Origin of the sequence: Actinomadura opuntiae (assembly GCF_030283205.1) — a bacterium.
GTDB lineage: Bacteria > Actinomycetota > Actinomycetes > Streptosporangiales > Streptosporangiaceae > Spirillospora.
On the sequence record NZ_JASNWF010000022.1, the window covers coordinates 167,946 to 194,598 of the forward strand.

Sequence of the window (26,653 nt, forward strand, 5' to 3'; positions counted from 1 at the left end):
CCGCCGGCCCGCGTGACCGCTAGCCGGCGTTCTCGGCGGGCAGCGGCCAGGGCGGCGGCTGCGGCCAGTCGACGCGCCCCTCGGGGCGGGGCCGGTCGGTGCGGGCGGTCAGCCAGCGGTGGACGACCTTGCCGGTGGCGTTGCGGGGCAGCTCGGGGATGAAGTGCACGTCGCGCGGCACCGCGTACCGGGCGACCTGCGCGTGCACGTAGGCGCGGACGGCTTCGGCGTTGAGCCGGGCGCCGGGCCGCAGCACGATGTAGGCGGCGAGGCGCTGGCCCCAGTCGTCGTCCGGGACGCCGATCACCGCGGCCTCGTCGACCTCGGGCAGGCGCATCAGGGCGTCCTCGACGTCTCCAGGGACGATGTTCTCGCCGCCGGAGACGACCATGCCGTCGGCGCGCCCGTCCACGAACAGCAGGCCGCGGTGGTCGATGTGGCCGAGGTCGCCGGTGGCGAGCAGCCCGTCGCGGACTTGCATCGGCTCGCCGCCGGTGTACCCCTCGAACAGCAGCTCGTTCGCGGCGAAGATCTCCCCGATGGTGGAGCGGCCGACGCGGCGGCCGTCGGCGCCGACGATGGCCAGCGAGGTGTTGCGCGGCGGGCGGCCCGCGGTGCGCGGGTCGAGCCGCAGGTCGCGCGGGGTGGCGATGGACACCCAGGACGCCTCGGTGGAGCCGTAGACGTTGTAGAGCTTGTCGCCGAACGCGTCCATGAACCGGGTGGCGAGGTCGCCGGGCAGCGCGGCGCCGCTGAGGGCGACGATCCGCAGCGAGGACGTGTCGTACAGCTCGCGGGTCCGCGGGGCCAGTTCGAGGATGCGCTGCAGCATGACGGGGACGGCGAACACGACGGTGTCGCGGTGGGCGGCGATCGAGCCCAGCGTCCGCTCGGGGTCGAAGCGGCGGTGCAGGACGATCGGCGCGCGCAGCGCCCAGGCCATCTGCAGCGCCGCGTAGCCCCAGGTGTGGAACAGCGGCGCCTCGATGATCATGGTCTGCCGGGTGCGCAGCGGGATCCGCGAGGTCATCGAGGCCAGCGGCCACAGCCCGGGCCGGGGCGGGCGGCGGGCGCCCTTGGGCCGGCCGGTGGTGCCCGAGCTGAGCATGATCGTCCGGCTCTGGATCTGCGGCGGGCCCGGCGCGGTGTCGGGCGCGGGCACCGAGCGGATCACCTCGTCGATGCTCGGGCCGGTGTCGGCGGGGCCGGGGTCGGCGCGCGGTGGGGGCGGCACGGTGGCGGGCGGCACGGTGGCGGGCGGCGCCGCGACGGGCGCGGCGAGGGGCATGTCCCCGCCGGGCGGTCCGGGGCGGCGGTCGGCCCACAGCACGGTGCGGCGCAGCGCGATCGGCACGTTGGCCAGCAGCGGCGCGAACTCGGCGTCGGCGACGATCAGGGCGGGGCGCAGCTCGCCGAGCACCGCGCGGATCTGGCCCGTTCCGAAGCCGGTGTTGAGCAGCACGACCTCGGCGCCGCGCCGGCTGCACGCGACGAGCGTCTCGACCATGCCGCGGTGGTTGCGGCACAGCACGCCGACGCGCGGGCGGGGGCCGTGCAGCGGCAGGCCGATGGCCAGGCGGGTGGTCCGGTCGTCGAGCTCGGCGAAGGTCAGGACGCCCTCGTCGTCGATGAGGGCGGGCCGGGACGGCGAGTGCGCGGCGGCCGCGGCGAGGACCCCGGCGAGGCTGGTGCCCCAGCGGCGCAGCGCGCCGAGCTGGCGGCCCACGCGGCCGGGGCCGCCGGACAGCAGGAGGCCGGTGCGCAGCAGGAGGGCGGCGAGGTCGCGGGCGTGCCCGATCCGCCGGCGCAGCCCCGGCCGGTACACGGGCCTCGCATGGGTCACCGCGCCTCCTCCGGTGATTTCGGGTCACGTTACCCACGAGTCCCGGCGCCGAACAAGGGCACCGGCGCGTCAGTGGTTACTGACGAGTAGCCTTTGTGGTTACCAGTGAGTAGCATCAACCTGTCCACCACCGACAGCCCCATCCGCAGGGAGGACGACCCGTGCCTCGCACCGCACGCGACGTCGTGTTCGTCGACGGCGTACGCACGCCGTTCGGCAAGGCCGGCCCCAAGGGCCTGTACGCGCAGACCCGCGCCGACGACCTGGTCGTCCGCGCGATCCGCGAGCTGATGCGCCGCAACCCGTCCCTGCCGCCCGAGCGGGTGGACGAGGTCGCGGTCGCCGCCACCACCCAGACCGGCGACCAGGGCCTGACCATCGGGCGGTCCGCCGCCGTGCTCGCCGGGCTGCCCAAGAGCGTGCCCGGCTACGCCGTCGACCGGATGTGCGCGGGCGCGATGACCGCCGTGACCACGACCGGCGCCGGCATCGCGTTCGGCTCCTACGACGTCGTGATCGCGGGCGGCGTCGAGCACATGGGCCGGCACCCGATGGGCGAGGGCGTCGACCCGAACCCGCGGTTCCTCGCCGACCGGCTCGTCGACCCGTCCGCGCTGGTCATGGGCTCGACCGCGGAGAACCTGCACGACCGGTTCCCGCAGATCACCAAGGAGCGCGCGGACGCCTACGCGGTGCGCAGCCAGCAGAAGGTCGCCGCCGCCTACGCCGCCGGGAAGATCCAGCCGGACCTGGTCCCGACCGCGATCCGCAGCGCCGAGCAGGGCTGGGGCCTGGCGACCGAGGACGAGCCGCCGCGCCCCGGCACCACGCTCGACGACCTCGCCAAGCTCAAGACCCCGTTCCGCGTGCACGGCAACGTCACCGCCGGCAACGCCGCGGGCCTCAACGACGGCGCGACCGCCTGCCTGCTGGCCGCCGAGGACGTCGCCCGCGAGCTGGGCCTCGCGCCGAAGATGCGGCTGGTCGACTTCTCGTTCGCCGGCGTCGAGCCCGAGGTGATGGGCGTCGGGCCCGTCCCCGCGACCGAGAAGCTGCTCGCCCGCAACTCCCTCACCATGGACGACATCGGCCTCATCGAGATCAACGAGGCGTTCGCCGTGCAGGTGCTGGCGTTCCTGGAGCACTTCAAGATCGCCGACGACGACGCGCGGGTGAACCCGTGGGGCGGCGCGATCGCGCTCGGCCACCCGCTCGCCTCGTCCGGCGTGCGGCTGATGAACCAGCTGGCCCGGCTGTTCGAGGAGCGCGCCGACGTCCGCTACGGGCTGACGACGATGTGCGTCGGCATGGGCATGGGCGGAACCGTGCTCTGGGAGAACGTGAACTGGGAAGGCGCAAAGTGAGCGACGCAGTCGTTCGGGGGGTCCGGGGGACCGCCCCCGGAGGGAACACAGTGAGCAACCTCGGAGAAGTATTCGGCGACGAGGTCGTCACGCACGCCTACGTCCGTGACGTCGCGCTCCCCCACGGTGCCGGCACGCTCGCGCTGATCACGCTCGACAACGGCCACGACCACACCAAGCCCAACACCTTCGGCCCGAACGGCCTGGCCGAGCTGGACGCCGCGATCGACCGGGTCGCCGGGCGCGACGACATCGTCGCCGTCGGCGTCACCGGCAAGCCGTTCATCTTCGCGGTCGGCGCCGACCTCAAGGGCGTCCCGCTGATCACGAGCCACGCGGACGCGCGGGCCATCGGCAAGCTCGGCCACGACGTGTTCCGGCGGCTCGGCGAGCTGGGCGTCCCGTCGTTCGCCTACTACAACGGCGCGGCGATGGGCGGCGGCGTCGAGATCGGCCTGCACTGCACCTACCGGACGGTCTCCGCCGGGGTCCCGGCGTTCGCGCTGCCCGAGGCGTTCCTCGGCCTGGTGCCCGGCTGGGGCGGCACGTACCTGCTGCCGAACCTGATCGGCGCGGAGAAGGCGCTGAAGGTCGTCATCGACAACCCGCTCGCGCAGAACCGGATGCTCAAGGGCCGGCAGGCCTACGAGCTGGGCATCGCCGACGCGATCTTCGACTCGGCCGACTTCCTGGAGGAGTCGCTGGCCTGGACGGCCCGCGTCCTCAACGGCGAGATCACCGTCACCCGTCCCGAGGTCGACAAGGGCAAGGCGTGGGACGACGCCGTCGCGATGGCCCGCTGGAACCTCGAGGGCAAGCTGCACGGCGCGGCCCCGTCGTTCACCCGCGCGCTCGACCTGGTCGCCGCCGCGAAGGACCGGAGCCGCGACGAGGGCTTCGCCGCTGAGGACGAAGCGCTGGCCGACCTCATCATGAGCGACGAGCTGCGCGCCGGGCTGTACGCGTTCGACCTCACCCAGAAGCGCGCGAAGCGTCCCGCCGGCGCGCCGGACAAGGCGCTGGCCCGCAAGGTCACCAAGGTCGGCGTCGTCGGCGCGGGCCTGATGGCCTCGCAGCTCGCGCTGCTGTTCGCGCGCCGCCTTGAGGTGCCGGTCGTCATGACCGACCTCGACCAGGAGCGCCTGGACAAGGGCGTCGGCTACGCGCACGGCGAGATCGACAAGCTGCTCGGCAAGGGCCGCCTCTCCCCCGACAAGGCCAACCGGCTGAAGGCACTGATCACCGGCTCGCTGACCAAGGACGCGTTCGCCGACGCCGACTTCGTCATCGAGGCCGTGTTCGAGGAGCTGTCGGTCAAGCAGAAGGTGTTCGCCGAGGTCGAGGAGCACGTCTCCGCCGACTGCGTCCTGGCGACCAACACCTCCTCGCTCTCGGTCACCGAGATGGCAGCGAAGCTGGAGCACCCCGAGCGGGTCGTCGGCTTCCACTTCTTCAACCCGGTCGCGGTGCTGCCGCTGCTGGAGATCGTCCGGGGCGAGCGGACCGACGACGCGGCGCTCGCCACCGCGTTCGCGGCGGGCAGGGCGCTGAAGAAGTCGTGCGTGCTGGTCAAGGACGCCCCGGCGTTCGTGGTCAACCGCGTCCTGCTGCGGCTGCTCGCCGAGATCGTGCAGGCGGTGGACGAGGGCACGCCGATCGAGGTCGCCGAGCGCGCCGCCGCGCCGCTCGGCCTGCCGATGCCGCCGTTCGTGCTGATGGGGCTGGTCGGCCCGGCGATCGCGCTGCACGTCAACGAGACCCTGCACGCCGCGTTCCCGGACCGGTTCCCGCTGTCGGACAACCTCGCCAAGCTGGTCGCGGCCGGCAAGAGGGGCGTCTACCTGCCCGACTTCTCCCTCGACCCGGAGGTCGTGGAGATCTTCGGCGGCGGGACGCGCCCGTCCACCGAGGAGCAGGTCCTCGACCGGGCGCTCGGCGCGCTCGCCGACGAGATCCGCATCATGCTGGACGAGGGCGTCGTCGCGGCGGCCGAGGACATCGACCTGTGCATGATCCTCGGCGCCGGCTGGCCCTTCCACCTCGGCGGCATCACCCCGTATCTGGACCGGTCGGGCGTCGCCGAGAAGGCGGCGGGCCGCCGCTTCCTCGCCCCCGGCACCGCCTCCCTGCCGGCCTGAGCCGGGTCGTCCGCCGCCCGCGCCTTCGCGGGCGGCGGACGATCATAAGCGGCGCGCATCCGGGCATAGGGGTGTCACAACGACGTGACGCCGAGGAGCCGACGATGAACCTGCTGCGCACCAAGTCGGTCGAACAGTCGATCAAGGACACCGAGGAGCCCGGGCACCGGCTGCGCCGCGACCTGTCCGCGCTCGACCTGGTCGTGTTCGGCATCGGCGTGATCGTCGGGACCGGCATCTTCGTCCTCACCGGGCAGGTCGCCAAGGACAAGGCCGGGCCCGCCGTCGCGATCTCGTTCGTCCTCGCCGCCGTCGTCTGCGGGCTGGCCGCGCTGTGCTACGCCGAGTTCGCCTCCACCGTCCCGGTCGCGGGCTCGGCCTACACCTTCTCCTACGCCACCCTCGGCGAGTTCCCGGCCTGGATCATCGGCTGGGACCTCATCCTGGAGCTGGCGCTCGGCGCGGCGGTGGTGTCGGTCGGCTGGTCGGGCTACTTCGCCTCGCTGCTGGACAGCGCGGGCCTGCACCTGCCCGCCGCGATCCTCAACCCGCCGGGCAGCCACGGCGGCGTCGTCAACGTCCCGGCGATCGCGCTGGTGCTGGTGGTGACGGGCCTGCTCGTCCTCGGGGTGAAGATCTCCTCGCGGGTCAACGCGGTCGTCGTGGTGGTGAAGGTGTCGGTCGTCCTGCTGGTCATCGTGGCCGGCCTCTTCTTCGTCAAGGGCGAGAACTACCACCCGTTCATCCCGCCCTCGGAGCCGAACCCGTCGGTGAAGGGCGCCGCGGCGCCGCTGATGCAGGTGATCTTCGGGATCAACCCGGTCAGCTACGGCTGGCTCGGCATCTTCGCCGCGATCGCCATCGTCTTCTTCGCCTACATCGGCTTCGACATCGTCGCGACCGCCGCCGAGGAGGCCCGCCGGCCGCAGCGCGACCTGCCGATCGGCCTGATCGGCTCCCTCATCATCACCGCGATCCTCTACGCGGCCGTGTCGACCGTCGTCGCCGGGATGCAGAACTACAAGAAGCTCTCCGACGCCGCGCCGCTCGCGGACGCCTTCAAGGCCGTCGGGCACTCCGCGTTCGCCACGATCATCGACGTCGGCGCCGTCGTCGGCCTCATCGCCGTCGTGCTGATCCTGCTGCTCGGGCAGAGCCGGGTGTTCTTCGCGATGAGCCGGGACGGCCTGCTCCCGCCGTGGCTGTCGGTCATCCACCCGCGGTTCGGCACCCCGTGGCTGTCGACCGTGATCATGGGCGGCATCGTCGCCGTGCTGGCCGGGTTCATCCCGCTGTCCAAGCTCGCCGAGCTGGTCAACATCGGCACGCTGTTCGCGTTCCTGCTGGTGTCGGTCGGCGTGGTGATCCTGCGCCGCACCCGCCCGGACCTGCCGCGCGCGTTCCGCACCCCGTTCGTCCCGGTGATCCCGATCCTGTCGGTGCTGGGGTGCCTCTTCGTCATGATCAATCTGCCGCTGGAGACCTGGTACCGGTTCCTGGCCTGGATGGTGATCGGCGCGGTCATCTACTTCGCCTACGGCCGGACGCACAGCCGCGTCGGCATCGCCGCCGCTCCCGCCCCCGGCGGAACACGGGCCCCGCGCGACCGCCCGTGACCGGTGTCACGGTGTCCTTTTGCCGTGCGGGTCGGCACAATACGCGCATGGCTTCTCCTGTGCTCGTCGCGGTGATCGGCTCGGGCCCCGCCGGCATCTACGCCGCCGAGGCCCTCGTGAAGCAGACCGACGGGAACGTCCGGGTGGACGTCTTCGACCGGCTGCCGACCCCGTACGGGCTGGTCCGCTACGGCGTCGCGCCCGACCACACGTCGATCAAGTCGATCGCCAAGTACCTGCAGCGGGTCCTGGAGAACCCGGCCGTGCGGTTCTTCGGCTGCGTCGAGCTCGGCCGCGACCTCACCCGCGCCGACCTGCTCGACTGCTACGACGCCGTCGTCTACTGCACCGGCGCGATGGTCGACCGGCACATGCGGATCCCCGGCGAGGAGCTGCCCGGCAGCATCGCCGCGACCGACTTCGTCAACTGGTACTGCGGGCACCCCGACGCCGCCGACCACTCCTTCGACCTGTCGGTCGAGGAGGCCGCCGTCATCGGCGTCGGCAACGTCGCCGTCGACGTCGTGCGGATCCTGGCCAAGACCGCCGACGAGCTGCGCTCCACCGACGTCCCCGAGCAGGTCATCGAGGCGCTGTCCAACAGCCGGGTGAAGCGCGTCCACATGATCGGGCGGCGCGGCCCCGCGCAGGCGAAGTTCACCACCAAGGAGGCCCGCGAGCTCGGCGAGCTGCCCAACGCCAGCATCCACGTCAGCCCCGCGGACATGGACCTCGACCCCGCCAGCGCCGAACTCGCCGAGAACGACCGGCACGTGCGCGGCAACATCAAGGTGCTGAACGGCTGGACGGGCGAGCCCGCCCCCGGCCGCGCCCGCCACATCGACGTCCGGTTCTGGCGCGCGCCCGCCGAGATCCTCGGCACCGACCGCGTCGAGGGCCTGCGGCTGGAGAGGACCGCGCTCGACGAGACCGGACGCGTCGTCGGCACCGGCGAGTTCGAGACGCTGCCCGTCGGCCTGGTGCTGCGCTCGGTCGGCTACCAGAGCGTCCCGCTGGAGGGCGTCCCGTTCGACGAGCGGTCCTTCACCGTGCCGAACGAGGGCGGCCGCATCCTCGGCGCGGACGGCGCGCCCGTGCCCCGCGAGTACGTCGCCGGCTGGATCAAGCGCGGCCCGTCCGGTGTCGTCGGCACCAACAAGTCCGACGCCGCCGAGACCGTTCGCAACCTGCTGGCGGACCTGGAGGGCACCGACTCCGCGCCCAAGCGCACCGTCGAGGAGCTGCTGGAGTCGCGCGGCCTGCCCGTCGTCACCTACGCCGACTGGCTGAACCTCGACGCCGCCGAGATCGCGCTGGCCCGCAGCCTCGAGCGGGGCGAGCGGGTGAAGCTGGCCCGGTGGGAGGCGATGAGGTCCGCCTGCCGCAGGCCGGGATGACGGCCGCGGTGGCGGGGCGCGAGAAGCCGCCGGGAAAGTAGTGACGAATGCGTGCACGGAGCGCTACCGTGCGCGGGTGACCGTCGGTCCAGAACTGTACGGGTTCCCCCCACCCGAGACGGTGCCCGACCTCAGGTGGCTCGGACCCGACTACGTCTCCGTGCTCGTGCACGACCTGACGCAGGGGCTGCTGCGCCAGGACCCCCGTACGTCCGTCATGGGCGTGCGGTGCGAGGGCGAGCCGCGGCTCGCCCCCTCCGTCGACCCGGCGGGCGTCATCCGCGCACACGACGCCTGCTTCCCGCTCCAGGTCTACGTCCAGGACGGCGCCGGGAGACCCTGGCGGCTGCGGGGCCGGTGGACCTACTCGGGCCGCGATCTCGGCACCCGCGCCGCGTCCATCACGCACTTCTGGCAGCTGCTGTCCGCCGAGGGCATCTAGCCGGCGGCCCCGCCCGGCGCGGTCAGTCGGACGTGGCGGGCTCGGGCGCGGCCGTCGCGGTGACGCGGGCGACGGCCTCGATGATGTCGCGCGCCAGGTCCTGCGGGGTGAGGCCGCAGTCGGCGAGGATCAGGTCGCGCTTGGCGTGGTCCAGGAACTCCTGCGGGATGCCGAAGGTGCGGACCGGGGTGTCGACGCCCCCGTCGCGCAGCAGCCGGGCCACCGCGTCGCCGACGGCGCCCACGCGGCCGTTGTCCTCGACCACGGCGACCATGCTGTGCGCGGCGGCCGCGGCCGCCAGGGCCGGGTCGAGGGGCTTGACGAAGCGCGGGTCGACGACGGTGGCGCCGATGCCCTGCGCGGCCAGCCGCCCGCCGACCTCCACCGCGGCCGTCGCCATCGCGCCGACGGCGACGATGAGCACGTCGGCGCCGTTGGCGCCCGGGTGGCGGGCCAGCACGTCCATCGAGCCGATGCGGTCGACGGCGTCCAGGTCGGCGGCCACGGCGCCCTTGGGGAAGCGCAGCGCGGTCGGGCCGTCGGAGACCGCCAGGCACTCGCGCAGCAGCTCGGCGACGCGGGCGCCGTCGCGCGGGACGGCGATCCGCATGCCGGGCACGAGCTGGAGCAGCGACAGGTCCCACATGCCGTTGTGGGACGGCCCGTCGTCGCCGGTGACGCCGGCCCGGTCGAGGACGAACGTGACCGCCTGGCCGTGCAGCGCGACGTCCATCAGCACCTGGTCGAACGCCCGGTTCAGGAAGGTGGCGTAGACCGCGACGACCGGGTGCAGGCCGCCCAGGGCGAGCCCGGCGGCGGACGTCACCGCGTGCTGCTCGGCGATGCCGACGTCGTAGATGCGGTCCGGGTAGGCGGCGGCGAAGGCGGCGAGCCCGACCGGGTGCAGCATCGCGGCGGTGATCCCCACCACGTCGCGGCGCTCCCCGCCGATCTTCACCATCTCCTCGCTGAACACGTCGGTCCAGATGCGGCCCTTGGGCTTCTGCACGCCGGTCTCGCGGTCGTACGGGCCCGGCGAGTGGAACTGCTCCTCCTCGTCGTTCTCCGCGTGCGAGTAGCCGTGGCCCTTGCGGGTGATGCAGTGCACGATCACCGGCCCGCCGAACGCGCGCGCCTTGCGCAGCGCGTGCTCGACGGCCTGCTCGTCGTGGCCGTCGATGGGCCCGATGTACTTGAGGCCGAGGTCCTCGAACATGGCCTGCGGCTGCAGGATGTCCTTGAGGCCCTTCTTGATCCCGTGCAGCGCCTCGTAGGCGACGTTCCCGACGACGGGCGCCCTCGGAACGGTCCGCTTGACGAGATCGAGCGCCTGCTCGTAGGTCGGGGTGACGCGCAGGGCGGCAAGATGGCTCGCCAGCCCGCCGATCGTCGGCGAGTAGGAGCGGCCGTTGTCGTTGACGACGATGATGACCTTGCGGTCCTTGCCGTCGGCGATGTTGTTGAGGGCCTCCCAGCACATGCCGCCGGTGAGCGCGCCGTCGCCGACGACGGGCACGACCACCCGGTCGCCCTCGCCGCGCAGCTCGAACGCCTTGGCCAGCCCGTCGGCGTAGGACAGCGCGGTGGAGGCGTGCGAGTTCTCGATCACGTCGTGCTCGGACTCGGCCCGGCTGGGGTAGCCGGAGATGCCGCCGCGCCGCTTGAGCAGGGAGAAGTCGTGCCGGCCGGTGAGCAGCTTGTGCACGTAGGACTGGTGCCCGGTGTCCCAAAGGATCTTGTCGCGGGGCGAGTCGAACACCCGGTGCAGCGCGATGGTGAGCTCGACCACCCCGAGGTTCGGACCGAGGTGGCCGCCGGTCTTGGCGACCGCGTCGATCAGGAAGTCGCGGATCTCCTCCGCGAGGCTCGACAGGTGCGCGGCGTCCAGTCGTTTGAGGTCGTCGGGACCCTTGATCGACTCCAGCAGGCTCACGCGTGTCAACTCCTCCGTCGGGGACCGGTTCCCCTGGCTCGGGCCGTTCCGAGTTTAATCCCGGTTCGCCCGCGACGCGCCGGAGGGGCACCTGGCCGCCGGGTGTGAAACGCCTGACCCCGGAGGGGCCGATGGGGTAGGAAAAGAGCATGGCCGTCGAAGAGATCGTACTGCTCAACGCGGATGACGAGGCGGTCGGAACCGCCCCCAAGGCCGCGAGCCACCATAGAGACACGCCGTACCACCTGGCCTTTTCCTGCTATGTGGTGGACACGGAGGGTCGCGTTCTGATCACTCGCCGCGCCCTGTCGAAGCGGACCTTCCCCGGCGTCTGGACGGGCAGCTGCTGCGGCCACCCGGCTCCGGGCGAGGGGCTGCGCGACGCCGTGCTGCGGCGATTGCGGGACGAACTCGGCATCTCGGGCGTGTCGCTGACATCCGTCCTGCCGGCGTTCCAGTACCGGGCGGTCGCCGAGGACGGCACCCTGGAGAACGAGCGCTGCCCGGTGGTGCGCGCCGACGTCCCCGCGGGCACGCCCGTCGCGCGCAACCCCGACGAGGTCGAGGACGCCGAATGGTGGAGCTGGCAGCGCTGCCTCGACCTCGCCGCGCGCCCGGACGCCTCGCCCTGGTACCGCCTGCAGCTCGCCGAGCTTGCCCCGCTGGGCGCGCCGCGCGACTGGCCCGACGCCGGCACCGCGACGCTCCCGCCCGCCCTCGCCTGGTAGCGGCCGCAGGGGCCGGGCACGCGCCCGCCGCACGCCTGCCGTGCAGCCGCCGTACGCCCGCCGCGCGCCCGGCCCGCGGCCGATAACCGAGAGATCACTTTTCGGTCCCCGGTGTTGACCCGGTCACGTCCCGAACGGACGCTTGCTTATCCCGGGGGTAACCGAAGGGACGGACGATGCTAGGACGTGCTCCCCGGCGTCGCTGGACGGCGTTCGCGGCCGTCGCGATGACGGGTGCTCTCGCCTTGTCGGCGTGCGGCGGTAACGGAAGCAAGGGCAACAACGACAAGTCCCAGGTCGAGGTCTTCTCCTGGTGGACCGGTCCAGGCGAGGCGGACGGGCTCGCCGCGATGAAGGCCGACTTCGAGAAGAAGAACCCCGGTACCAAGTTCGTCAACGCGGCGATCGCCGGCGGGTCGGGCACGCAGGCCCAGGCGGTGCTGGCCAGCCGCCTGCAGAACCGCAAGCCGCCGGACTCCTTCCAGGGGCACGCGGGCGCGGAACTGCTCGACTACATCAAGGCCGGGCAGATCGAGCCGCTGGACTCCTTCTACGACGAGAACAACCTGAAGTCGGTCTACCCGCAGCAGCTCCTGCAGCAGATCAGCTACAAGGGCCACATCTACTCGGTGCCCGTCAACATCCACCGGTCGAACATGCTCTGGTACAACCCGGGCATCCTGAAGGACGCCGGCATCGCGGACGCGCCGAAGTCGATCGCCGAGTTCATCGCCGACCTGAAGGCCGTCAAGCAGAAGACCAAGAAGGTGCCGCTGTCGCTCGGCGCCCAGTGGACGGCCGACCACCTGCTGGAGAACGTCCTGCTCGGCGACCTCGGCACCGACGCCTACAACGCGCTGTGGAAGCCGGGCGCCGACTGGAGCACCCCCGCGGTGACGAAGGCGCTGAACGACTACGCCGAGATCATCAAGTACACGACGGTCGAGGCCGCGTCCACCGACTGGCAGGGCGCCGCGAAGGCCGTGGTGGACGGCAAGGCCGCGTTCAACATCATGGGCGACTGGGCCTACGGCTACTTCGTCAACCCGGCGCCCAACGGGCTGAGCAAGAAGCTCGACACCGACTTCAAGTACGCGCCGACGCCCGGCACCGACGGCACCTACCTGTGGCTGTCGGACAGCTTCACCCTGCCGAAGGGCGCGCCGCACCACGCAGGCGCGCTGGCCTGGCTGAAGGAGGTGTCCAGCCGTGAGGGACAGGACCTGTTCAACCCGAAGAAGGGGTCGGTGCCCGCGCGCAAGGACGCCGACAAGAGCCTGTACAGCACCGGCTACCTGAAGTACGCGTTCGAGCAGTGGAACAACCCGGCCACCAAGCTCGCCGGCTCCTTCTGGCACGGCGTCAACGCCAGCAAGAAGCAGCACACCGACATCGACACGGCGGTCGGCCTGTTCCTGCAGAGCAAGGACGTCGGCAAGCTGCAGTCGCAGCTCGTCGCCGCGGCCAAGAACAGCGGTCAGTGACGGCCGAGACGCAGGCCGCGGGGTCCCCGGCGCGGCGGCCGCTCAGCGGCCGCCGCCCGGCCCTGCGGCGCAGCCGCAGATGGCTGCCGGGGCTGCTGCTGGTCTCGCCGTCCATCGTGGCGATCGGCCTGTTCGTCTACGGGCTGATCTTCTGGAACACGCGGGTGGCGGTGAGCGGCAAGCACGACGAGGTGTCGCCGTACGGGTTCGACAAGGGCAAGAACTTCGTCGACCTGTGGCACCAGCCGAGCTGGCCGGGCGCGGTGAAGCACGCGCTGCTGTTCACCGCGGTGTTCGTGCTCGGCGCCCTCGTCCTCGGCGCGTTCCTGGCGTTCCTGATGGACAAGGGGATCCGGGGCGAGGCGTCGTTCCGGGTCGTCTACCTGTTCCCGATGGCGGTGTCGTTCATCGCCAGCGGCGTGGTGTGGCGGTGGCTGATGAACCCGGCGCCGGCGCAGCGCGCCGTCGGGTTCAACCAGCTGTTCGACAAGCTCCATCTGAGCGGGCTGGCGAACGACTGGTGGCAGGATCCGAGCTGGGGCATGGCCGCGATGGCGCTCCCCGCGATCTGGCAGATGTCCGGATATGTCATGGCGTTGTACCTGGCCGGGTTCCGCAGCGTCCCGGAGGAGCTGCGCGAGGCCGCACGCGTCGACGGCGCGTCCGAATGGAAGGTGTACCGGTACGTGGTCTTCCCGCAGCTGCGCCCGGTGACGCTGTCGGCGCTGATCATCCTCGGGCACATCTCGCTGAAGGTGTTCGACCTGATCATGGCGATCGCCGGCAAGCAGATCATCACCTACGTCCCCGCCATCGCGACGTACGTGGAGATCTTCGACCGGCACGACCCCGCCAACGGCGCCACCATCGCCACCTACCTGCTGCTCGCGGTGGCGCTGCTGGTGATCCCGTACCTGGTGTGGTCGGTGCGGACGGAGCGGAACCGATGACCGCGGCGAGCACGGCGCGGCGCCCGGCCGGCGCCGGCGTCGCTGCCCGCACGCTGCGGATCGCCCGGCCGGCGGTCCTGCTGGCGTTCGTGATCCTGTTCCTCATCCCGGTGTACGTCCTGCTCGTCACCAGCTTCAAGTCGCTGCAGGAGGCCGACCCGAGCAGCGCGTGGAGCCTGCCGCACCACTGGAGCACCACCGGCTGGAGCTCGGCGTGGGACGCCCTCAAGCCGGGCCTGGAGAACAGCGTCAAGATCGCGGTGACCGGCTCGCTGATCTCCGCGGCGCTCGGCTCGCTGAACGGGTACGTGCTGTCGAAGTGGCGCTTCCCCGGCTCCGACGCCGTCTTCACGCTGTTCCTGTTCGGGATGTTCATCCCGTACCAGGCGGTGATGATCCCGCTGGCGGGGCTGCTGACGAACATGGGCCTCGTCGGGACGATCCGCGGGCTCGTCCTCGCGCACGTCGTCTACGGCATCCCGATCTGCACGCTGATCTTCCGCAACTACTACGTGACGGTCCCGGACGAGCTGATCGAGGCGGCCCGGGTGGACGGCGCGGGCATCATCCGCACCTACTGGTCGATCATCGTGCCGGTGTCGGGGCCCGCGTTCGCGGTGACGGTGATCTGGCAGTTCACCTCGATGTGGAACGACTTCCTGTTCGCCGTCTTCCTCGGCGCGCCCGACAGCTGGCCGGTCACGGTGATGCTGAACAACACCGCCGGGTCCGGCGCGACCGCCGTCCAGTACAACCAGCAGATGGCCGAGGCGCTGCTGGCGTCGCTGCCGACCCTGCTGGTCTACCTGCTGCTCGGGCGGTTCTTCATGCGCGGGCTGATGGCCGGGGCGCTGAAGGGCTGAGAGGGGCGGCCGGGACGCCCCGCGGGCACCGGCCGCCCGTCAACCGGTCACCGGTCTCGCGCGTCACATGAGTGATCAAAGGGGATCGCCATGGCCTCGCACGAGCCGCTCGCCTGCCGCATTGGCAATCGGGCGGAGATGCGCCTAGCCTCTCGGGCATCATCGCGCGGCCTCCCGGCGGCGGCAGTCCCGCCGGGCCCGCGCGATCACGGTTCGGGCCGACAGGAGGTGACCGCGTGCAGGCGCTAAGCGTTCAGCAGCCCTGGGCGTTCGCGATCGCGCGGGGCGGGAAGAGCGTCTCGAACGAGGGCGCGCCGACCGCCTACCGCGGCCCGCTCCTCGTGCACGCCTCCATGCGGGTCGACCTGAAGGCGTGCGACTCGCCGCTGATCCAGGCCGCCGGCTGGGACCCGCGCGACCCGCTCGCCGCCATCGGCGCCGTCATCGCCGTCGCCGAGCTCGACGGCGTCTGCTCGGCCGCCGTGCGGGACGGCTCGTGCGACTGCGGGCCATGGGCCGAGCCGGGGGCCCACCACTGGCACCTCGGCGGCGTCCGCGCCCTCCCCCGCCCGATCGTGGCCCTCGGCCGCAGCCCGGGCCTGTGGGAGCCGAAGCCGGCGCTCGTCAACGAGATCACCGCGATGTTCGCGACGACCGCCGCGCTCGACCACTCGTCCTGACCGTCATCCGGCCCGGCGGGCGTCGGCGGCCTCGCGGAGGCGGGCGAACTCGCCGGCGAGGCGGTCGAGCTGCCAGCTCGCGTTGAGGCCGCTCGGGTTCGGCAGGATCCACAGGCGCGCCGGGCCGAACGTCTCGTCCTGCGGGCCGATCTTCGTGTCGGGGCGCCCGAACGCGGTGCGGTAGGCGGTGACGCCGCAGACGGCGAGGTAGGCGGGGCGGTGCCGCTCGACGAGGGCGGTGAGGCGGCGCCCGCCGTCGCGGAGCTCCTCGCCGGTCAGCTCGTCGGCGCGGGCGGTGGCGCGCGGCGCGATGTTGGTGATGCCGAGGCCGTAGTCGGGGAGCAGGTCCTGCTCGGAGGGGTGCAGCAGCCGGTCGGTGAAGCCGGAGCGGTGCAGCGCGGGCCAGAAGCGGTTGCCGGGGCGGGCGAAATGGTGGCCGGTGGCGGCGGAGTACAGGCCGGGGTTGATGCCGCTGAACAGCACGCGCAGCGGCGCGCCGTCCGGGGGCAGGACGTCGGGGATCAGGCGGTCGCGGGCGGCCTCCAGGTCGGCCTTGGTGGGGCGCATCAGAACAGGTTACGGACGATCAGGATGATCGCGGACGCACCGACGACGATGAGCAGCGCCAGCCGGAGCCGTCCGGCGTCCAGGTAGCGGCGCAGCGGGCCGGCGGCGAAGAACCCGGCCAGGACGAACGGCAGCAACTCCGCCCCGGCCGTGATCTGCCGGGCGGGCAGGCGCCCGGCGACGGCGAGCGTGGCCAGTGACAGCAGCGCGCCGGCGATGAAGAAGACCGCGAGGGTCGCGCGGACGCGGGGGCCGCTCTCCCGCTGGTACAGCAGCGCGATCGGCGGGCCGCCGATGCCGGACGCGGTGCCGGTGGTGCCGGAGATGACGCCCGCGACGGCAAGAGTGCGGCGGTTGCGCGGCACGTCGCGGGCCCACGTCGTCACGGCGAGCGCGGCGAGGACGATGACGCCGATCGCGACGCCGAGGACGCGGTCCGGGGCGGCGGCCACCAGCCACACGCCGACCGGCGTCCCGACGAGGCGGCCGCCGAACGCCCAGCCGAGCCCCCGCAACTCGGCGTGCCGGACCTCCTGGGCGAGCGTCGCGACCGGCAGGGCCAGCGCGGTGACGAGGATCGCGCCCGGCATGAGGTCGGGGAACAGCATCGTCACGATCGGGGTGGCGACCAGGCCGACGCCGAGGCCGACGCTGCCCTGCACGATGGAGCCGAGCAGCGCGGCCAGGCCGCCGATCAGCAGGAAGTCGGGTGGGGGCACGGGATGGAACGGTACATCCCGACTATTCCGACCTGAGACGGGAAATCAGGCGGAGGCGTCCGTGAGGGCGCTGAGCTGGTCGGCGGTGAGGGTCGTGCGCGCCACCCGCAGCAGCGGCTGGAGCTGCTCCAGCGTGCGGGCGCTCGCGATCGGCGCGGCGACGGTCGGCTGCGCGGCGAGCCAGGCGAGCGCCACCGTCGCGACGGGCGCGCCCTGCTCCTCGGCGACCAGGTCGAGGGCGGCCAGCACCCGGCGCCCGCGCTCGGTCTTCAAGTACTCCCCCGCCCGGCCGGCGCGCGGGCTGTCCACCTCCGCCCCCGGACGGTACTTGCCGGTCAGGAACCCCGACGCCAGGCCGTAGTACGGCACGCAGGCCAGCCCGTACCGCTCGGCGAGGTCACGGCGCGGCCCCTCGTAGGTGTCGCGGGACACCAGGTTGTAGTGCGGCTGGATCGCCACGTACCGGGCGGTGCCCTCCCGCTCGCCGAACTCCAGCGACGCCCGGAGCCGGTCGGGCTCGATGTTGGACACCGCGATGTGGCGGACCTTGCCCGCGCGCACCAGCCCGTCCAGCGCCCCCATGATCTCCTCGACGGGGACGGACGGGTCGTCGAAGTGGGTGTAGTAGAGGTCGATGCGGTCGGTGCGCAGCCGCCGCAGCGAGTCGTCGGCGGCGGCGCGGATGTTCGCGGGCGCGAGGCCGCGCCGGCCGGGGTGCCGCCCCACCTTCGTGGCGACCACGACCTCGTCGCGGTTGCGGCGCTCCGCCATCCAGTCGCCGATGATCGTCTCCGACTCGCCGCCCGCGTTGCCGGGCGCGGAGGCCATGTAGGAGTCGGCGGTGTCGACGAAGTTGCCGCCGGCCGCGGCGTAGGCGCCCAGGATCTCGAAGGAGCGGTCGCGGTCCGCCGTCCAGCCGAACACGTTGCCGCCGAGCGAGAGCGGGTGGACGTCCAGGTCGCCGATCTTCTTGGTGTCAGCCATGCTCCGATCCAATCAAAGGTGCCCGGCTTCGGCTTCGGCCGGCGCCTCGCCACCGAGCGCTAGACCGCCGTCCCGGCGTCCGCGCCCGCGAAATGGCAGGCGGCCGCGTGCGCCGTCCCCTCCCGGACGATCAGCTCCGGCACGTTCTCCGCGCAGGTCTCCGCGGCCATGTAGCAGCGGGTGCGGAACCGGCATCCGGTCGGCGGCGCCGCCGGCGACGGCACCTCCCCCTCCAGGACGATCTCCCGGGCGGCGTCGCCCGGACGGTCGCGCACCGAGGGGACCGCCGACAGCAGCGCCCGCGTGTACGGGTGCCGGGGATCGCCGAACACCTGGTCGGCGGGGCCCTGCTCGACGACGGTGCCGAGGTACATCACCGCGACCTCGTCCGCGATGTGCCGGACGACGTCCAGGTCGTGGGAGATGAACAGGTACGCCACGCCCAGCTCGGACTGCAGGTCCGCCAGCAGGTTGAGGATCTGCGCGCGGACCGACACGTCCAGCGCCGACACCGCCTCGTCGCACACGATCAGCCGGGGCCGCAGCGCGAGCGCGCGGGCGATGGCGACGCGCTGGCACTGCCCGCCGGACAGCTCGTGCAGGCGCCGCGCGGCGTGCTCGGGCCGCAGGCCGACCAGCTCCAGCAGGCGGGCGACCTCGGCGTCCTCGCGGTCGCGCGGCACGATGCCGGGATGGACCCGCCACCCCTCCGCGACGACGGCGGCGACGGTCATCCGGGGGTTCAGCGAGGTGTAGGGGTCCTGGAACACCATCTGCACGTCGCGGGCCACGCGGCGCCGCCGCCGGCGCGGCATCGATGCCAGGTCCGTCCCGGCGAACTCGATCGTCCCGGCGAACGCGGGGATCAGCCCCACGATCGCGCGGGCGAGCGTCGACTTGCCGCAGCCGGACTCGCCGACGACGCCGAGCGTCCGGCCCGCCCGGACGGTCAGGTCGAGGCCGGCGACGACGGGCACCCGCCGCCGGCCGAATCCGTGCCGGCCGGGCCGGTGGTAGCCGGCCTCCAGGCCGCCGACCCGCAGGACGACCTCGGCGTCCCCGGCCGGTGCCGCCGTGTCGTGCGCGGTCGCCGTCATCGGTCCTCCTCGTCACTGTGGCTTGCGCTCACCCGGTCGGCGTGGTGGCAGGCGACGGACCGGCCGCCGCTCTCCGCGAGCGGCGGGTCCTCGGCCCGGCACACGTCCGTCGCGAACGGGCAGCGGGGATGGAAGGCGCAGCCGCCGGGCGGGCGCCGCGGATCCGGTGGCAGGCCCGGAACGGGGGTCAGCCGGTCGCCGTCCGCGCCGTCCGGCACGGCGCGCAGCAGGCCGAGCGTGTACGGGTGCGCGGGACGGGTGTAGACGGCGTCCAGCGGCCCCTGCTCCACGATCCGCCCCGCGTACATCACCGCGACCTCGTGGGCCATCCGGGCCACCACGCCGAGGTCGTGGGAGACCAGCAGCGTCGCGAGCCCCGCCTCCTGCTGGCGGCGGGCCAGCAGGCGCAGGATCTGCGCCTGGACGGTCACGTCGAGGGCGGTGGTGGGCTCGTCGGCGAGCAGCACGGACGGGCCGAGCGCCAGCGCCATCGCGATCACGGCGCGCTGGCGCATGCCGCCAGAGAACTCGTGCGGATGGTCGCCGTAGCGCGTCCCGGCGTCGGCGATGCCGACCTCGCGCATCAGCGCGACGGCCCGTTCGCGCGCCTCCCGGCGGCTCGCGCCGAGCCGCCGGCGGAACGGCTCGGCGATCTGGCCGCCGACGGAGAAGCCGGGGTTGAGCGCGGCCATCGGGTCCTGGAAGACCATCGCGATGCGGCTGCCGCGCGCCTCCCGCCACTGCCGCGCGGTGAAGCCGGCGGTGTCGTCGCCGCCGAGGACGACGCTCCCGGCGGTGATCTCGGCGCCGGGCGGCAGGAGCCCGATGAGGGCCAGGGACGTGAGGCTCTTGCCGCTGCCGGACTCGCCGACGAGGGCCAGCACCCGTCCGGGCCGCAGCCGCAGCGTGACGCCCCGGACGACGGGGGTGACGTGCCGGCCGGAACGGAACCCGATGTGGACGTCGCGCATCTCCGCGGCGGCGTCCCCGCCGGGCGGGGTGGGGGCGGGATGGACGGCTGACATGGTCATGGGGGTGCCTCTCAGAGCTGGGCCCGGGGATCCGTCAGGTCGCGGAAGGCGTCGCCGACGAGGCCGACCCCGGTGACCACGGCGGCCAGCGCGGCCGCGGGCATCGTGGAGATCCACCAGGCGGAGCCGAGGTAGTCGCGGCCCGCCGAGACGGTCGCGCCCCACGAGGCCTGGTCGGGCGGGATGCCGAGGCCGAGGAAGCTCAGCGACGCCTCGGCGACCATCACCAGTCCGATCTGGACGGTCGCGGCGACCAGCAGCGGCTGCCAGCACGACGGCAGCACGTGCCGCACGAGGATCCGCACGTGGCCGGCGCCGAGGACGCGGGCCGAGTCGACGAACTCCAGGTCCCGCGTCGCGAGCGCAGACGCCCGCACGACCCGCGCGAACACCACCCACCGGGTCACGGCCAGGGTGATGACGACGTTGGTGACGCTCGGGCCGAGGACCCCGGCGATGAGGATCGCCAGCAGGATCGACGGGAACGCCAGCTGCACGTCCCCGACGCGGGACAGGACCGCGTCGACCCAGCCGCCGAAGTAGCCGGAGACGAGCCCGGCGACGAGCCCGACGGCGCCGCCCGCGAGGACGGTGGCGGCGCCGACCAGCAGGGACACGCGGCTGCCGGCGAGCAGCGTGGTGAGCATGTCCCGCCCGACCTGGTCGGTGCCGAGCCAGGCGACCGACCCGTCCCCGAGCCGCGATCCGGGCGGCAGGAGCCGGTGCGGCAGGTCGGTCGCGACCGGGTCGTAGGGCATCAGGACCGGGCCGAGGAGCGCGGCCAGGACGAACAGCCCGACGACGGCGAGCCCGATCCACGCCCGCACGGGCAGCCGGCGCCGGCGGGGCTCGGCGGCGGCCTGCGCCGGCGCGGGCGCGGCGGCGATGGCGCTCATGGTGTGCTCCCGTTCATGCGTTCTGCGGGGTGAGGCGCGGGTCGAGGGCGACGCACAGGACGTCGACGACGAGGTTCAGCGCGATGTAGCAGACCGTGATCGTGACGATGGCGGCCTCGACCACGGCGTAGTCGCGGTTGGTGATGGCGTCGACCATCAGCGAGCCGAGGCCGGGCCAGGAGAACACCACCTCGACGATGACGGCGTTGGCGATGAAGTTGCCCATCAGCAGGCCGAGGACGGTCACGACGGGCAGCGCGATGTTGCGGGCGACGTGCACGTACAGCACGGCGCCCTCGCCGGTGCCCTTGGCGCGCGCGGTGCGGACGTAGTCCTTGCCGATCTCCTCCAGGGCGCCGTTGCGGACGAGCCGGGCGAGCCAGCCGACGAACGGCAGCGCGAGCGTCACCGACGGCAGGATCACCGCCTCGGGGCCGCCGCCCGCGGTGCTGGGCAGCCAGTGCAACTGCCGGGCGAACAGCAGGATCAGCACGATCCCGAGCCAGAACGACGGCAGGGCCTGCCCGACGAGCGAGCCGGCGGACACGAGGGCGTCGAGGATCCGGCCGGGCCGCCGCGCGCACAGCATGCCGAGCGGGAACCCGGCCGCGAGGGTGATGAGAAGGGCGAGAGCGGCGAGCGTGAGCGTCGCGGGGAACCGGTCGAGGGTCGCGCTCATCGCGCCTCCGCCGAGCCGCCAGGAGTCGCCGAAGTCGCCGTGCAGCACCTCCCCCATGTGCGTGAGGTACTGCCGCCACAGGGGCTTGTCGAGGCCGAAGTCGGCGCGGACGGAGGCGAGCTGGTCGGCGCTCGCGTCGGGGCCGAGGATGAGGGTGGCGGGGTCGCCGGGGACGACCCGCACGACCACGAACACCAGCGTCACGGCGCCCCAGGCGACGAGGACGGCCTGGCCGGCGCGGCGGAGCAGGAAGCGCCCCATCAGGATGTCCTCCCGGTCCGCGCGCCCGCGGGGCCCGCCGTCGAGGAACGGACGACGAGGTCGGCCTCCAGCAGCGTGCGGCTCGGCGCGTCCGCGGGCGGTGCGCCCGCCATGCGCTCCAGCAGCCGGTCGACGGCGGTCGTGCCGACGCGTGCGGCGGGCAGCCGGACGGTGGTCAGCGGCGGGGCGAGGTAGGCGGCGAACGGATGGTCGCCGTGCCCGGCGACGGCGACGTCCCCGGGGATGGACAGGCCGTGCTCGGTGAACGCCCGGTACAGGCCAAGCGCGAAGTAGTCGTTCCCGGCGAGGACGGCGGAGCCGGGCTCGATCCGGGCGGCGAGCCGGCGGCCGATCGCGTAGGAGTCGATCGGGTCCCAGGGCTGCGAGCTGGCCTCCCGCCGGCGGGTCGGCACCCGCAGGACCTGGTCGTTGCGAACGGCGATGCCGCGCTCGTCCAGCACGGCGCGGAAGCCGCGGATCCGCTCTGCGACCGGCGAGATGTCCAGGTCCTCCTCGACCAGGTACAGCTCGCGGGCGCCGCCGTCCACCAGGTGCTCGGTGGCGCGGCGGGCGCTGTCGTAGTAGTCGACGCCGACGAGGTCGGCGTCCAGGCCGGGCAGGTCGCGGTTCAGCAGCAGGACGGGCGTGCCCGACTTGCCGAGCCGCTCCCAGTGGTCGATGCCGTGCTGCACGGGGACGGCGAGGACGCCGTCCACGCCCCAGCGCATCAACTCCTCGGCGACGCGCCGCTCGTTCTCGGCGCTGTCCTCGGTGACCATGAGCATCAGGGAGTAGCCGTGCACCCGGCCGCGCTCTTCGATCGCGCTGATGAGCCGGGCGTAGAACGGGTTGGAGGGGTTGGTGATGACCAGACCGATCGTCATGGCGTTCTGGAGCACCAGCGACCGCGCCATCGTGTTCGGCACGTATCCGAGCCGGTCGGCCTCGGCCCGGACCCGTTCGCGGGTCTCGGCGCTCACCGCGTCCTTGCCGGCGAGGGCGCGGGACACGGTGTTGACCGACAGGTCGAGCGCGGCGGCGATGTCGCGCAGGGTGGCCCGGCGGCGCGGCGTCATGGCGTCCTCCTCGTGACCGTGGACAGGTCGGGCTGGTTGTTCGCGGCCGGCGTGAACCCGGTGATGCCGGTGCCGAGGCCGTAGGCGGTGGTGAGCGCGGCGGGGAAGATCCCGACCGCGTCGTCCCAGACGATCCTGCACGCGTCGGCGTACAGCCGGGCCCGGTCGTCGGACTCGGCGGCCTGCCCGGCCTCGGCGAGGATCTTGTCGAGGGCGGGGTTCTTGTAGCCCATCCGGTTCGCCTTGGAGGTGTAGAGGCGGCCGAGGGTGAAGGCCGCGTCCCCGGTCGTCACGGTGTTGGTCTGCAGCTCCATGTCCCAGTCGAGGGTGTTGAGGCGCTGGAGCCACTGGGCCTTCTCGATGCTCTGCGGCCGGACCATCACCCCGATGTCCTTCCACGCCGAGATCATCGACTGGGCGAGTTCGCGGGCGAGCGGGCCGGTGGCGTCGAACCACATCATCGTGGTCTCGAACCCGTCGCCGAGGCCCGCGTCGCGCAGCGCCTTGCGGGCGGCGCCGGGGTCGTGGGCGTAGGGCCGCTGCGCGGCGTGGCCGAACACCGTGGACGGGATCGGGGCGTCCATCCGCTGCGCGCCCGCGCCGAACAGGTTGCCGACGATCTCGTCCATGTCGAGGGCCTGCACCATGGCCCGTCGCACGCGCGGGTCGGTGAACGGCTTGCGTCCGCAGTTGAACCAGGTCAGGTAGTACGTCCAGCTCGGCACCGACGCGACCCGCACGCCGTGCTTGCCCTTCACCTCGCCGAGCTGGTCGGACGGGACGGGCCACAGCAGGTCGACGTCGCCGTTGCGCAGCGCCGTGATCGCGCTGGACGTCTCGGCGATGAACGGCATCGAGATGCCCGGCAGCCCGGCGGGCCCTCCCCAGTACCCGTCGAAGCGGGCCAGCTCGACTTCGGTGGACGGGGTGAACCCGGTGACGCGGAACGGCCCCGAGCCGATGGGGCGGCGCTTCTGCGCCGGGTCGGCGACGAGCCGCGCCGGGACGATGAACAGCAGCGTCAGGTTCACCGGCAGCGTCCCCATCGGCCCGTCCGTGACGAACGTGACCGTGGTGTCGTCGTCGGCCCGCGCGGACTTCACCGTCGCCCACAGCGCGCTCTGCGCCGACTTGACCGCCTTGGTCCGGTCGAGGCACGCGACGACGTCGCGGGCCGTCACGGGACTCCCGTCATGGAAGCGCACCCCGGACCGCAGCCGGAACGCCCAGGTGGTGTCGTTCTCGCGCCGCCACGACGCGGCCAGGCCCGGCACGAGCCGGCCGGCCGCGTCGCGGCGGACGAGGGTGTCGAAGACCAGCCGCTTGACGATCAGCGACGCCTCGTCCACCGCGGTGCCCGCGTTGTAGGGGTCGAGGTCGGTGACCGGCTGCCCGAACGCGGCGCGCAGCGACCCGCGCGGCCCGGCCGCGCCCGCGCCCGCGCCGCCGCAGCCGCCGAGCGCCACGGCGGAGGCGCCCAGGCCGGCCAGCGCGAGGAACTCGCGCCTTCGCAGGTCCATGACGGCGCTCCCTCAGCTCTTCAGCGCGAGATAGATCATCACGGTGGCGGCCGGGGCCGCGCCGGCATCGGCTCCGCCGGCCTCGACGGTGCCCTTGAGCCGCAGCCAGCCGCCGAAGCCGGCCGACTCCCAGCTGGCCAGGTCACCGGTGATCTCGCGTCCCGCGTCGAGGTCGCACCAGTGCAGGCCGTCGGGCGAGATCTGGGTCGTCACCCGCAGCCGGGTTCCGGAGCCGGTGCGCTTCAGCGTCCGGACGAACCAGCGCGCCTCCGCGGCCCAGGCCGCCTCGTAGGGTTCCGTCGCGAACTCGCCCGCCAGGGTGCGGTTGCGTTCCAGGACGGCCGTGAACGACTCGCGCATGCTGCCGGGGCTCCTCACCAGTCCGCCGAGATCAGTACCGAGTCCAGGTACAGGAAGTTGCGCACGTCGGTGTGCGTCCTGACCGAGACGTAGAAGTTGAGCAGGTTCTGCAACGACCCGTACTCCTCGGCGTACGGGGGGACGGGCACGTCGCGCATGTCGTAGACGGTGTCGTTGACCTGCAACTCGACGTTGGAGCGGGTGCTCGTGTCGATCAGCCACCGCACGTAGTGCCAGTTGACCTTGGTGGGCACCTCGTTGTAGCAGAGCTCCTGCGGCCCGCCGAACGCCTTCCAGTCGTCCGGGTCGGGGGCGGTGAAGTCGGCGGTCGGCGGCAGCTTGAGCTTGCCCTCGAAATGCTCGCGCGGCGTCGGCTCCGGCACCGTCGGGTACATCCACTCGCGGCGCAGGTTGTTGTCCAGGTCGGTGTTCAGGTAGCGGGCGACGCAGTGGTACCGGACGCCGTCGCAGATGTCGGTCGCGATGGTGAACGCGCCGAACTGCTGCTCGGACGGGTGCAGGTTCGCGTCCCACGGCCCGGCGCCGGCCTTGCCCGCCGCCTGGTTCTCCTCCGACGCCGCCTCGGTCTTGAAGGTCAGGTACGCCTCGAACTGCACGCGGCCGCGTCCCGCCATCGTCAGCCGGCGGATCGCGACGCCGGTGTGCCCGGCGAGCGGCCGGGTGGCGACCTTCAGCGCGTACGTCCCGGACATCGCGCCGTGCGTGCCGACGTCGAAGAAGTTGCACGAGCTGAGCTGCGGGGGCCGGAAGTCGCGCATGTGGTCGTCGACGGTGTCGAGGTTCCCGTGCCCGTCGTAGTTGCCGAGCAGCTCGATCCAGCCGTGCGTGCCGGTGTTGAAGTCGTCGTGGACGAGGATCCGGTCCAGCGGGTCGAACCGGGACAGTGCGGGGTCGGCCTTGCGGAGTTCGGCGGCCAGGGAGCGTCCGCTCGGGGTGGTGGTCATCGAGCGGCCCCCTCGATCCGCACGGTGGCGTGCACCAGGTTGTGGTCCGAGCGCAGCAGGTCGCGCGGCTCGCCCGCCTGCGCGGTGGTCTGCGGCACGAGCGTCCACTGCCGGACGGGCGTGCCGGCCTTGACGAAGATGTGGTCGATCTTGTCCTCCGACTTCGGGAGCGGGATGACGCCGCCGTTGAACGAGGCGTACTCGGCGTTGGCGCGCCGGTTCGCCGGGGCGGCCTCGTAGGAGTCGGCGTAGCCGAGGTCGGCGAACGCGTCGTAGGCGCTGGCTCCGTCCTCCTTGGACGCGGAGTTCATGTCGCCCGCGAACACGATCGGCAGCTTCCGCGTGGACGGGTTGTCGCGGGTGAGGTACTCGGCGGTGCGGGTCGCGTCGGCGTAGCGGACCTGGTCCCAGTTCTTCGTCCAGCCGTTGGGGTCGGTCGCGCCGTTCTTCCGGTACTCCAGGTGCATGTCGACGACGACGAACCGGGTGCCGGTGCGGCGCTCGCGCAGGACGTTCCACGTCATCGTCTTGCCGTAGATCTCGGTGGAGTCGGGCAGCCACAGCAGGTCGTGCGGGAGGGCCCGGCCGCGCTCGTCCTTGTCGGAGAACCGGCGGGCGTCGTAGTAGGTGAAGCGGCCGGCGCCCGACTTGAGCGGGTAGCCGTACCAGGGGTTGCGGGTTCCGGCGTAGTCCGCGGGCGCCTCGGCGTAGCCGCGCGCCCGCATCGCGGCGGTCAGCGGTGCGCGGAACGACTCGACGTCCACGCCCGGCTGGGTCGGGGTGGGGTTGTTGCCGATCTCCTGCGTGACGACGACGCCGGCGCGGGCGCGGACGATGTCGTCGGCGACCTTCGCAGCACGGCCGCCCGCCCAGGGCGCCAGCTTGGTCGCACAGTCGCGGCCGATCGTGTCGATGCAGTCCTGCTTCGTCGGCAGGCAGCCGTGCCCGCACGTGTTGTAGGTGGCGATCCGCAGGTCGAAGCCGCGGGTGTGCCGGCCCGGCGCGGCGGCCTGCGCGGCGGCCGCGGGGACGAGCACCGCGGCGGCGCAGGCGGCCGCGG

The 26,653-nt window shown here is 72.8% G+C and carries 24 protein-coding genes; 10 read left to right on the forward strand and 14 right to left on the reverse strand.

Going from position 1 to position 26,653, the window contains the following annotated elements:
- Positions 1–19: 19 nt before the first annotated feature.
- The gene (locus QP089_RS38420; RefSeq protein WP_285918775.1) at positions 20–1,843 is read right to left on the reverse strand and encodes an AMP-binding protein; all 1,824 of its coding nucleotides are present in this window, start codon (positions 1,841–1,843) and stop codon (positions 20–22) included.
- Between the two features lie 161 nt (positions 1,844–2,004).
- Here QP089_RS38420 and QP089_RS38425 point away from each other — a divergent pair, with 161 nt between their 5' ends.
- The 5 genes from QP089_RS38425 to QP089_RS38445 all read left to right on the forward strand — a co-directional run bounded on the left by QP089_RS38425 (position 2,005) and on the right by QP089_RS38445 (position 8,800).
- The gene (locus QP089_RS38425; RefSeq protein ID WP_285918777.1) at positions 2,005–3,207 is read left to right on the forward strand and encodes a thiolase family protein; all 1,203 of its coding nucleotides are present in this window, start codon (positions 2,005–2,007) and stop codon (positions 3,205–3,207) included.
- A gap of 50 nt (positions 3,208–3,257) precedes the next feature.
- On the forward strand, positions 3,258–5,345 hold the full coding sequence (locus tag QP089_RS38430) for a 3-hydroxyacyl-CoA dehydrogenase NAD-binding domain-containing protein (protein WP_285918779.1): 2,088 nt from the start codon (positions 3,258–3,260) through the stop codon (positions 5,343–5,345).
- 104 nt (positions 5,346–5,449) lie between these two features.
- Entirely contained in the window at positions 5,450–6,961 is a 1,512-nt protein-coding gene (locus QP089_RS38435) for an amino acid permease (protein ID WP_285918780.1), read from the forward strand.
- Between the two features lie 47 nt (positions 6,962–7,008).
- The gene (locus QP089_RS38440) at positions 7,009–8,358 is read left to right on the forward strand and encodes an FAD-dependent oxidoreductase (protein WP_285918781.1); all 1,350 of its coding nucleotides are present in this window, start codon (positions 7,009–7,011) and stop codon (positions 8,356–8,358) included.
- 76 nt (positions 8,359–8,434) lie between these two features.
- Positions 8,435–8,800 carry a hypothetical protein gene (locus QP089_RS38445; protein WP_285918783.1) on the forward strand — a complete coding sequence of 122 codons (366 nt, stop codon included), beginning with the start codon at positions 8,435–8,437 and terminating at the stop codon, positions 8,798–8,800.
- A gap of 22 nt (positions 8,801–8,822) precedes the next feature.
- Here the strand turns inward: QP089_RS38445 and dxs are convergent, their stop codons facing one another.
- The gene (gene dxs, locus QP089_RS38450) at positions 8,823–10,733 is read right to left on the reverse strand and encodes a 1-deoxy-D-xylulose-5-phosphate synthase (RefSeq protein ID WP_285918784.1); all 1,911 of its coding nucleotides are present in this window, start codon (positions 10,731–10,733) and stop codon (positions 8,823–8,825) included.
- 149 nt (positions 10,734–10,882) lie between these two features.
- Between dxs and idi the strand changes: the two genes are divergently transcribed.
- The 5 genes from idi to QP089_RS38475 all read left to right on the forward strand — a co-directional run bounded on the left by idi (position 10,883) and on the right by QP089_RS38475 (position 15,438).
- Complete coding sequence (gene idi, locus QP089_RS38455; RefSeq protein WP_285918785.1) at positions 10,883–11,461, forward strand: isopentenyl-diphosphate Delta-isomerase; 579 nt, start codon at positions 10,883–10,885, stop codon at positions 11,459–11,461.
- A gap of 176 nt (positions 11,462–11,637) precedes the next feature.
- Entirely contained in the window at positions 11,638–12,945 is a 1,308-nt protein-coding gene (locus QP089_RS38460) for an ABC transporter substrate-binding protein (protein WP_285918788.1), read from the forward strand.
- On the forward strand, positions 12,942–13,895 hold the full coding sequence (locus QP089_RS38465) for a carbohydrate ABC transporter permease (RefSeq protein WP_285918789.1): 954 nt from the start codon (positions 12,942–12,944) through the stop codon (positions 13,893–13,895). The genes QP089_RS38460 and QP089_RS38465 overlap by 4 nt, the downstream gene beginning before the upstream one ends.
- The gene (locus QP089_RS38470; protein ID WP_285918791.1) at positions 13,892–14,758 is read left to right on the forward strand and encodes a carbohydrate ABC transporter permease; all 867 of its coding nucleotides are present in this window, start codon (positions 13,892–13,894) and stop codon (positions 14,756–14,758) included. Before QP089_RS38465 ends, QP089_RS38470 begins: the two co-directional genes overlap by 4 nt.
- Positions 14,759–14,994: 236 nt before the next feature.
- Entirely contained in the window at positions 14,995–15,438 is a 444-nt protein-coding gene (locus QP089_RS38475) for an ASCH domain-containing protein (protein ID WP_285918793.1), read from the forward strand.
- A 3-nt stretch (positions 15,439–15,441) separates the two neighbouring features.
- Here the strand turns inward: QP089_RS38475 and mug are convergent, their stop codons facing one another.
- The 12 genes from mug to QP089_RS38535 form a co-directional block, all read right to left on the reverse strand.
- Positions 15,442–16,005: a G/U mismatch-specific DNA glycosylase gene (gene mug, locus QP089_RS38480; protein ID WP_285918794.1), complete on the reverse strand. Its 564-nt coding sequence runs from the start codon at positions 16,003–16,005 to the stop codon at positions 15,442–15,444.
- Positions 16,005–16,724 carry a sulfite exporter TauE/SafE family protein gene (locus QP089_RS38485; RefSeq protein ID WP_285918796.1) on the reverse strand — a complete coding sequence of 240 codons (720 nt, stop codon included), beginning with the start codon at positions 16,722–16,724 and terminating at the stop codon, positions 16,005–16,007. The genes mug and QP089_RS38485 overlap by 1 nt, the downstream gene beginning before the upstream one ends.
- 45 nt (positions 16,725–16,769) lie before the next feature.
- On the reverse strand, positions 16,770–17,708 hold the full coding sequence (locus QP089_RS38490) for an aldo/keto reductase (protein WP_285918798.1): 939 nt from the start codon (positions 17,706–17,708) through the stop codon (positions 16,770–16,772).
- A gap of 59 nt (positions 17,709–17,767) precedes the next feature.
- Entirely contained in the window at positions 17,768–18,805 is a 1,038-nt protein-coding gene (locus QP089_RS38495) for an ABC transporter ATP-binding protein (protein ID WP_285918800.1), read from the reverse strand.
- Positions 18,802–19,836, reverse strand: a complete 1,035-nt coding sequence (locus tag QP089_RS38500; protein WP_285918802.1) for an ABC transporter ATP-binding protein — start codon at positions 19,834–19,836, stop codon at positions 18,802–18,804. The genes QP089_RS38495 and QP089_RS38500 overlap by 4 nt, the downstream gene beginning before the upstream one ends.
- An 11-nt stretch (positions 19,837–19,847) precedes the next feature.
- Positions 19,848–20,732: an ABC transporter permease gene (locus QP089_RS38505; protein ID WP_285918804.1), complete on the reverse strand. Its 885-nt coding sequence runs from the start codon at positions 20,730–20,732 to the stop codon at positions 19,848–19,850.
- A 13-nt stretch (positions 20,733–20,745) separates the two neighbouring features.
- Positions 20,746–21,672: an ABC transporter permease gene (locus QP089_RS38510; RefSeq protein ID WP_285918805.1), complete on the reverse strand. Its 927-nt coding sequence runs from the start codon at positions 21,670–21,672 to the stop codon at positions 20,746–20,748.
- A complete protein-coding gene (locus tag QP089_RS38515) occupies positions 21,672–22,748 on the reverse strand; it encodes a LacI family DNA-binding transcriptional regulator (RefSeq protein WP_285918807.1) in 1,077 nt (358 codons plus the stop codon). Before QP089_RS38515 ends, QP089_RS38510 begins: the two co-directional genes overlap by 1 nt.
- Complete coding sequence (locus tag QP089_RS38520) at positions 22,745–24,268, reverse strand: ABC transporter substrate-binding protein (protein ID WP_285918809.1); 1,524 nt, start codon at positions 24,266–24,268, stop codon at positions 22,745–22,747. Before QP089_RS38520 ends, QP089_RS38515 begins: the two co-directional genes overlap by 4 nt.
- A gap of 12 nt (positions 24,269–24,280) precedes the next feature.
- On the reverse strand, positions 24,281–24,628 hold the full coding sequence (locus QP089_RS38525) for a hypothetical protein (protein ID WP_285918811.1): 348 nt from the start codon (positions 24,626–24,628) through the stop codon (positions 24,281–24,283).
- 14 nt (positions 24,629–24,642) lie between these two features.
- Positions 24,643–25,593, reverse strand: coding sequence for a DUF6772 family protein (locus tag QP089_RS38530; RefSeq protein ID WP_285918813.1), 951 nt, complete (start codon positions 25,591–25,593; stop codon positions 24,643–24,645).
- Positions 25,590–26,653: exonuclease/endonuclease/phosphatase family protein (locus QP089_RS38535; protein ID WP_285918815.1), on the reverse strand; the 1,064-nt coding region annotated here is incomplete at its 5' end. The genes QP089_RS38530 and QP089_RS38535, both read right to left, overlap by 4 nt.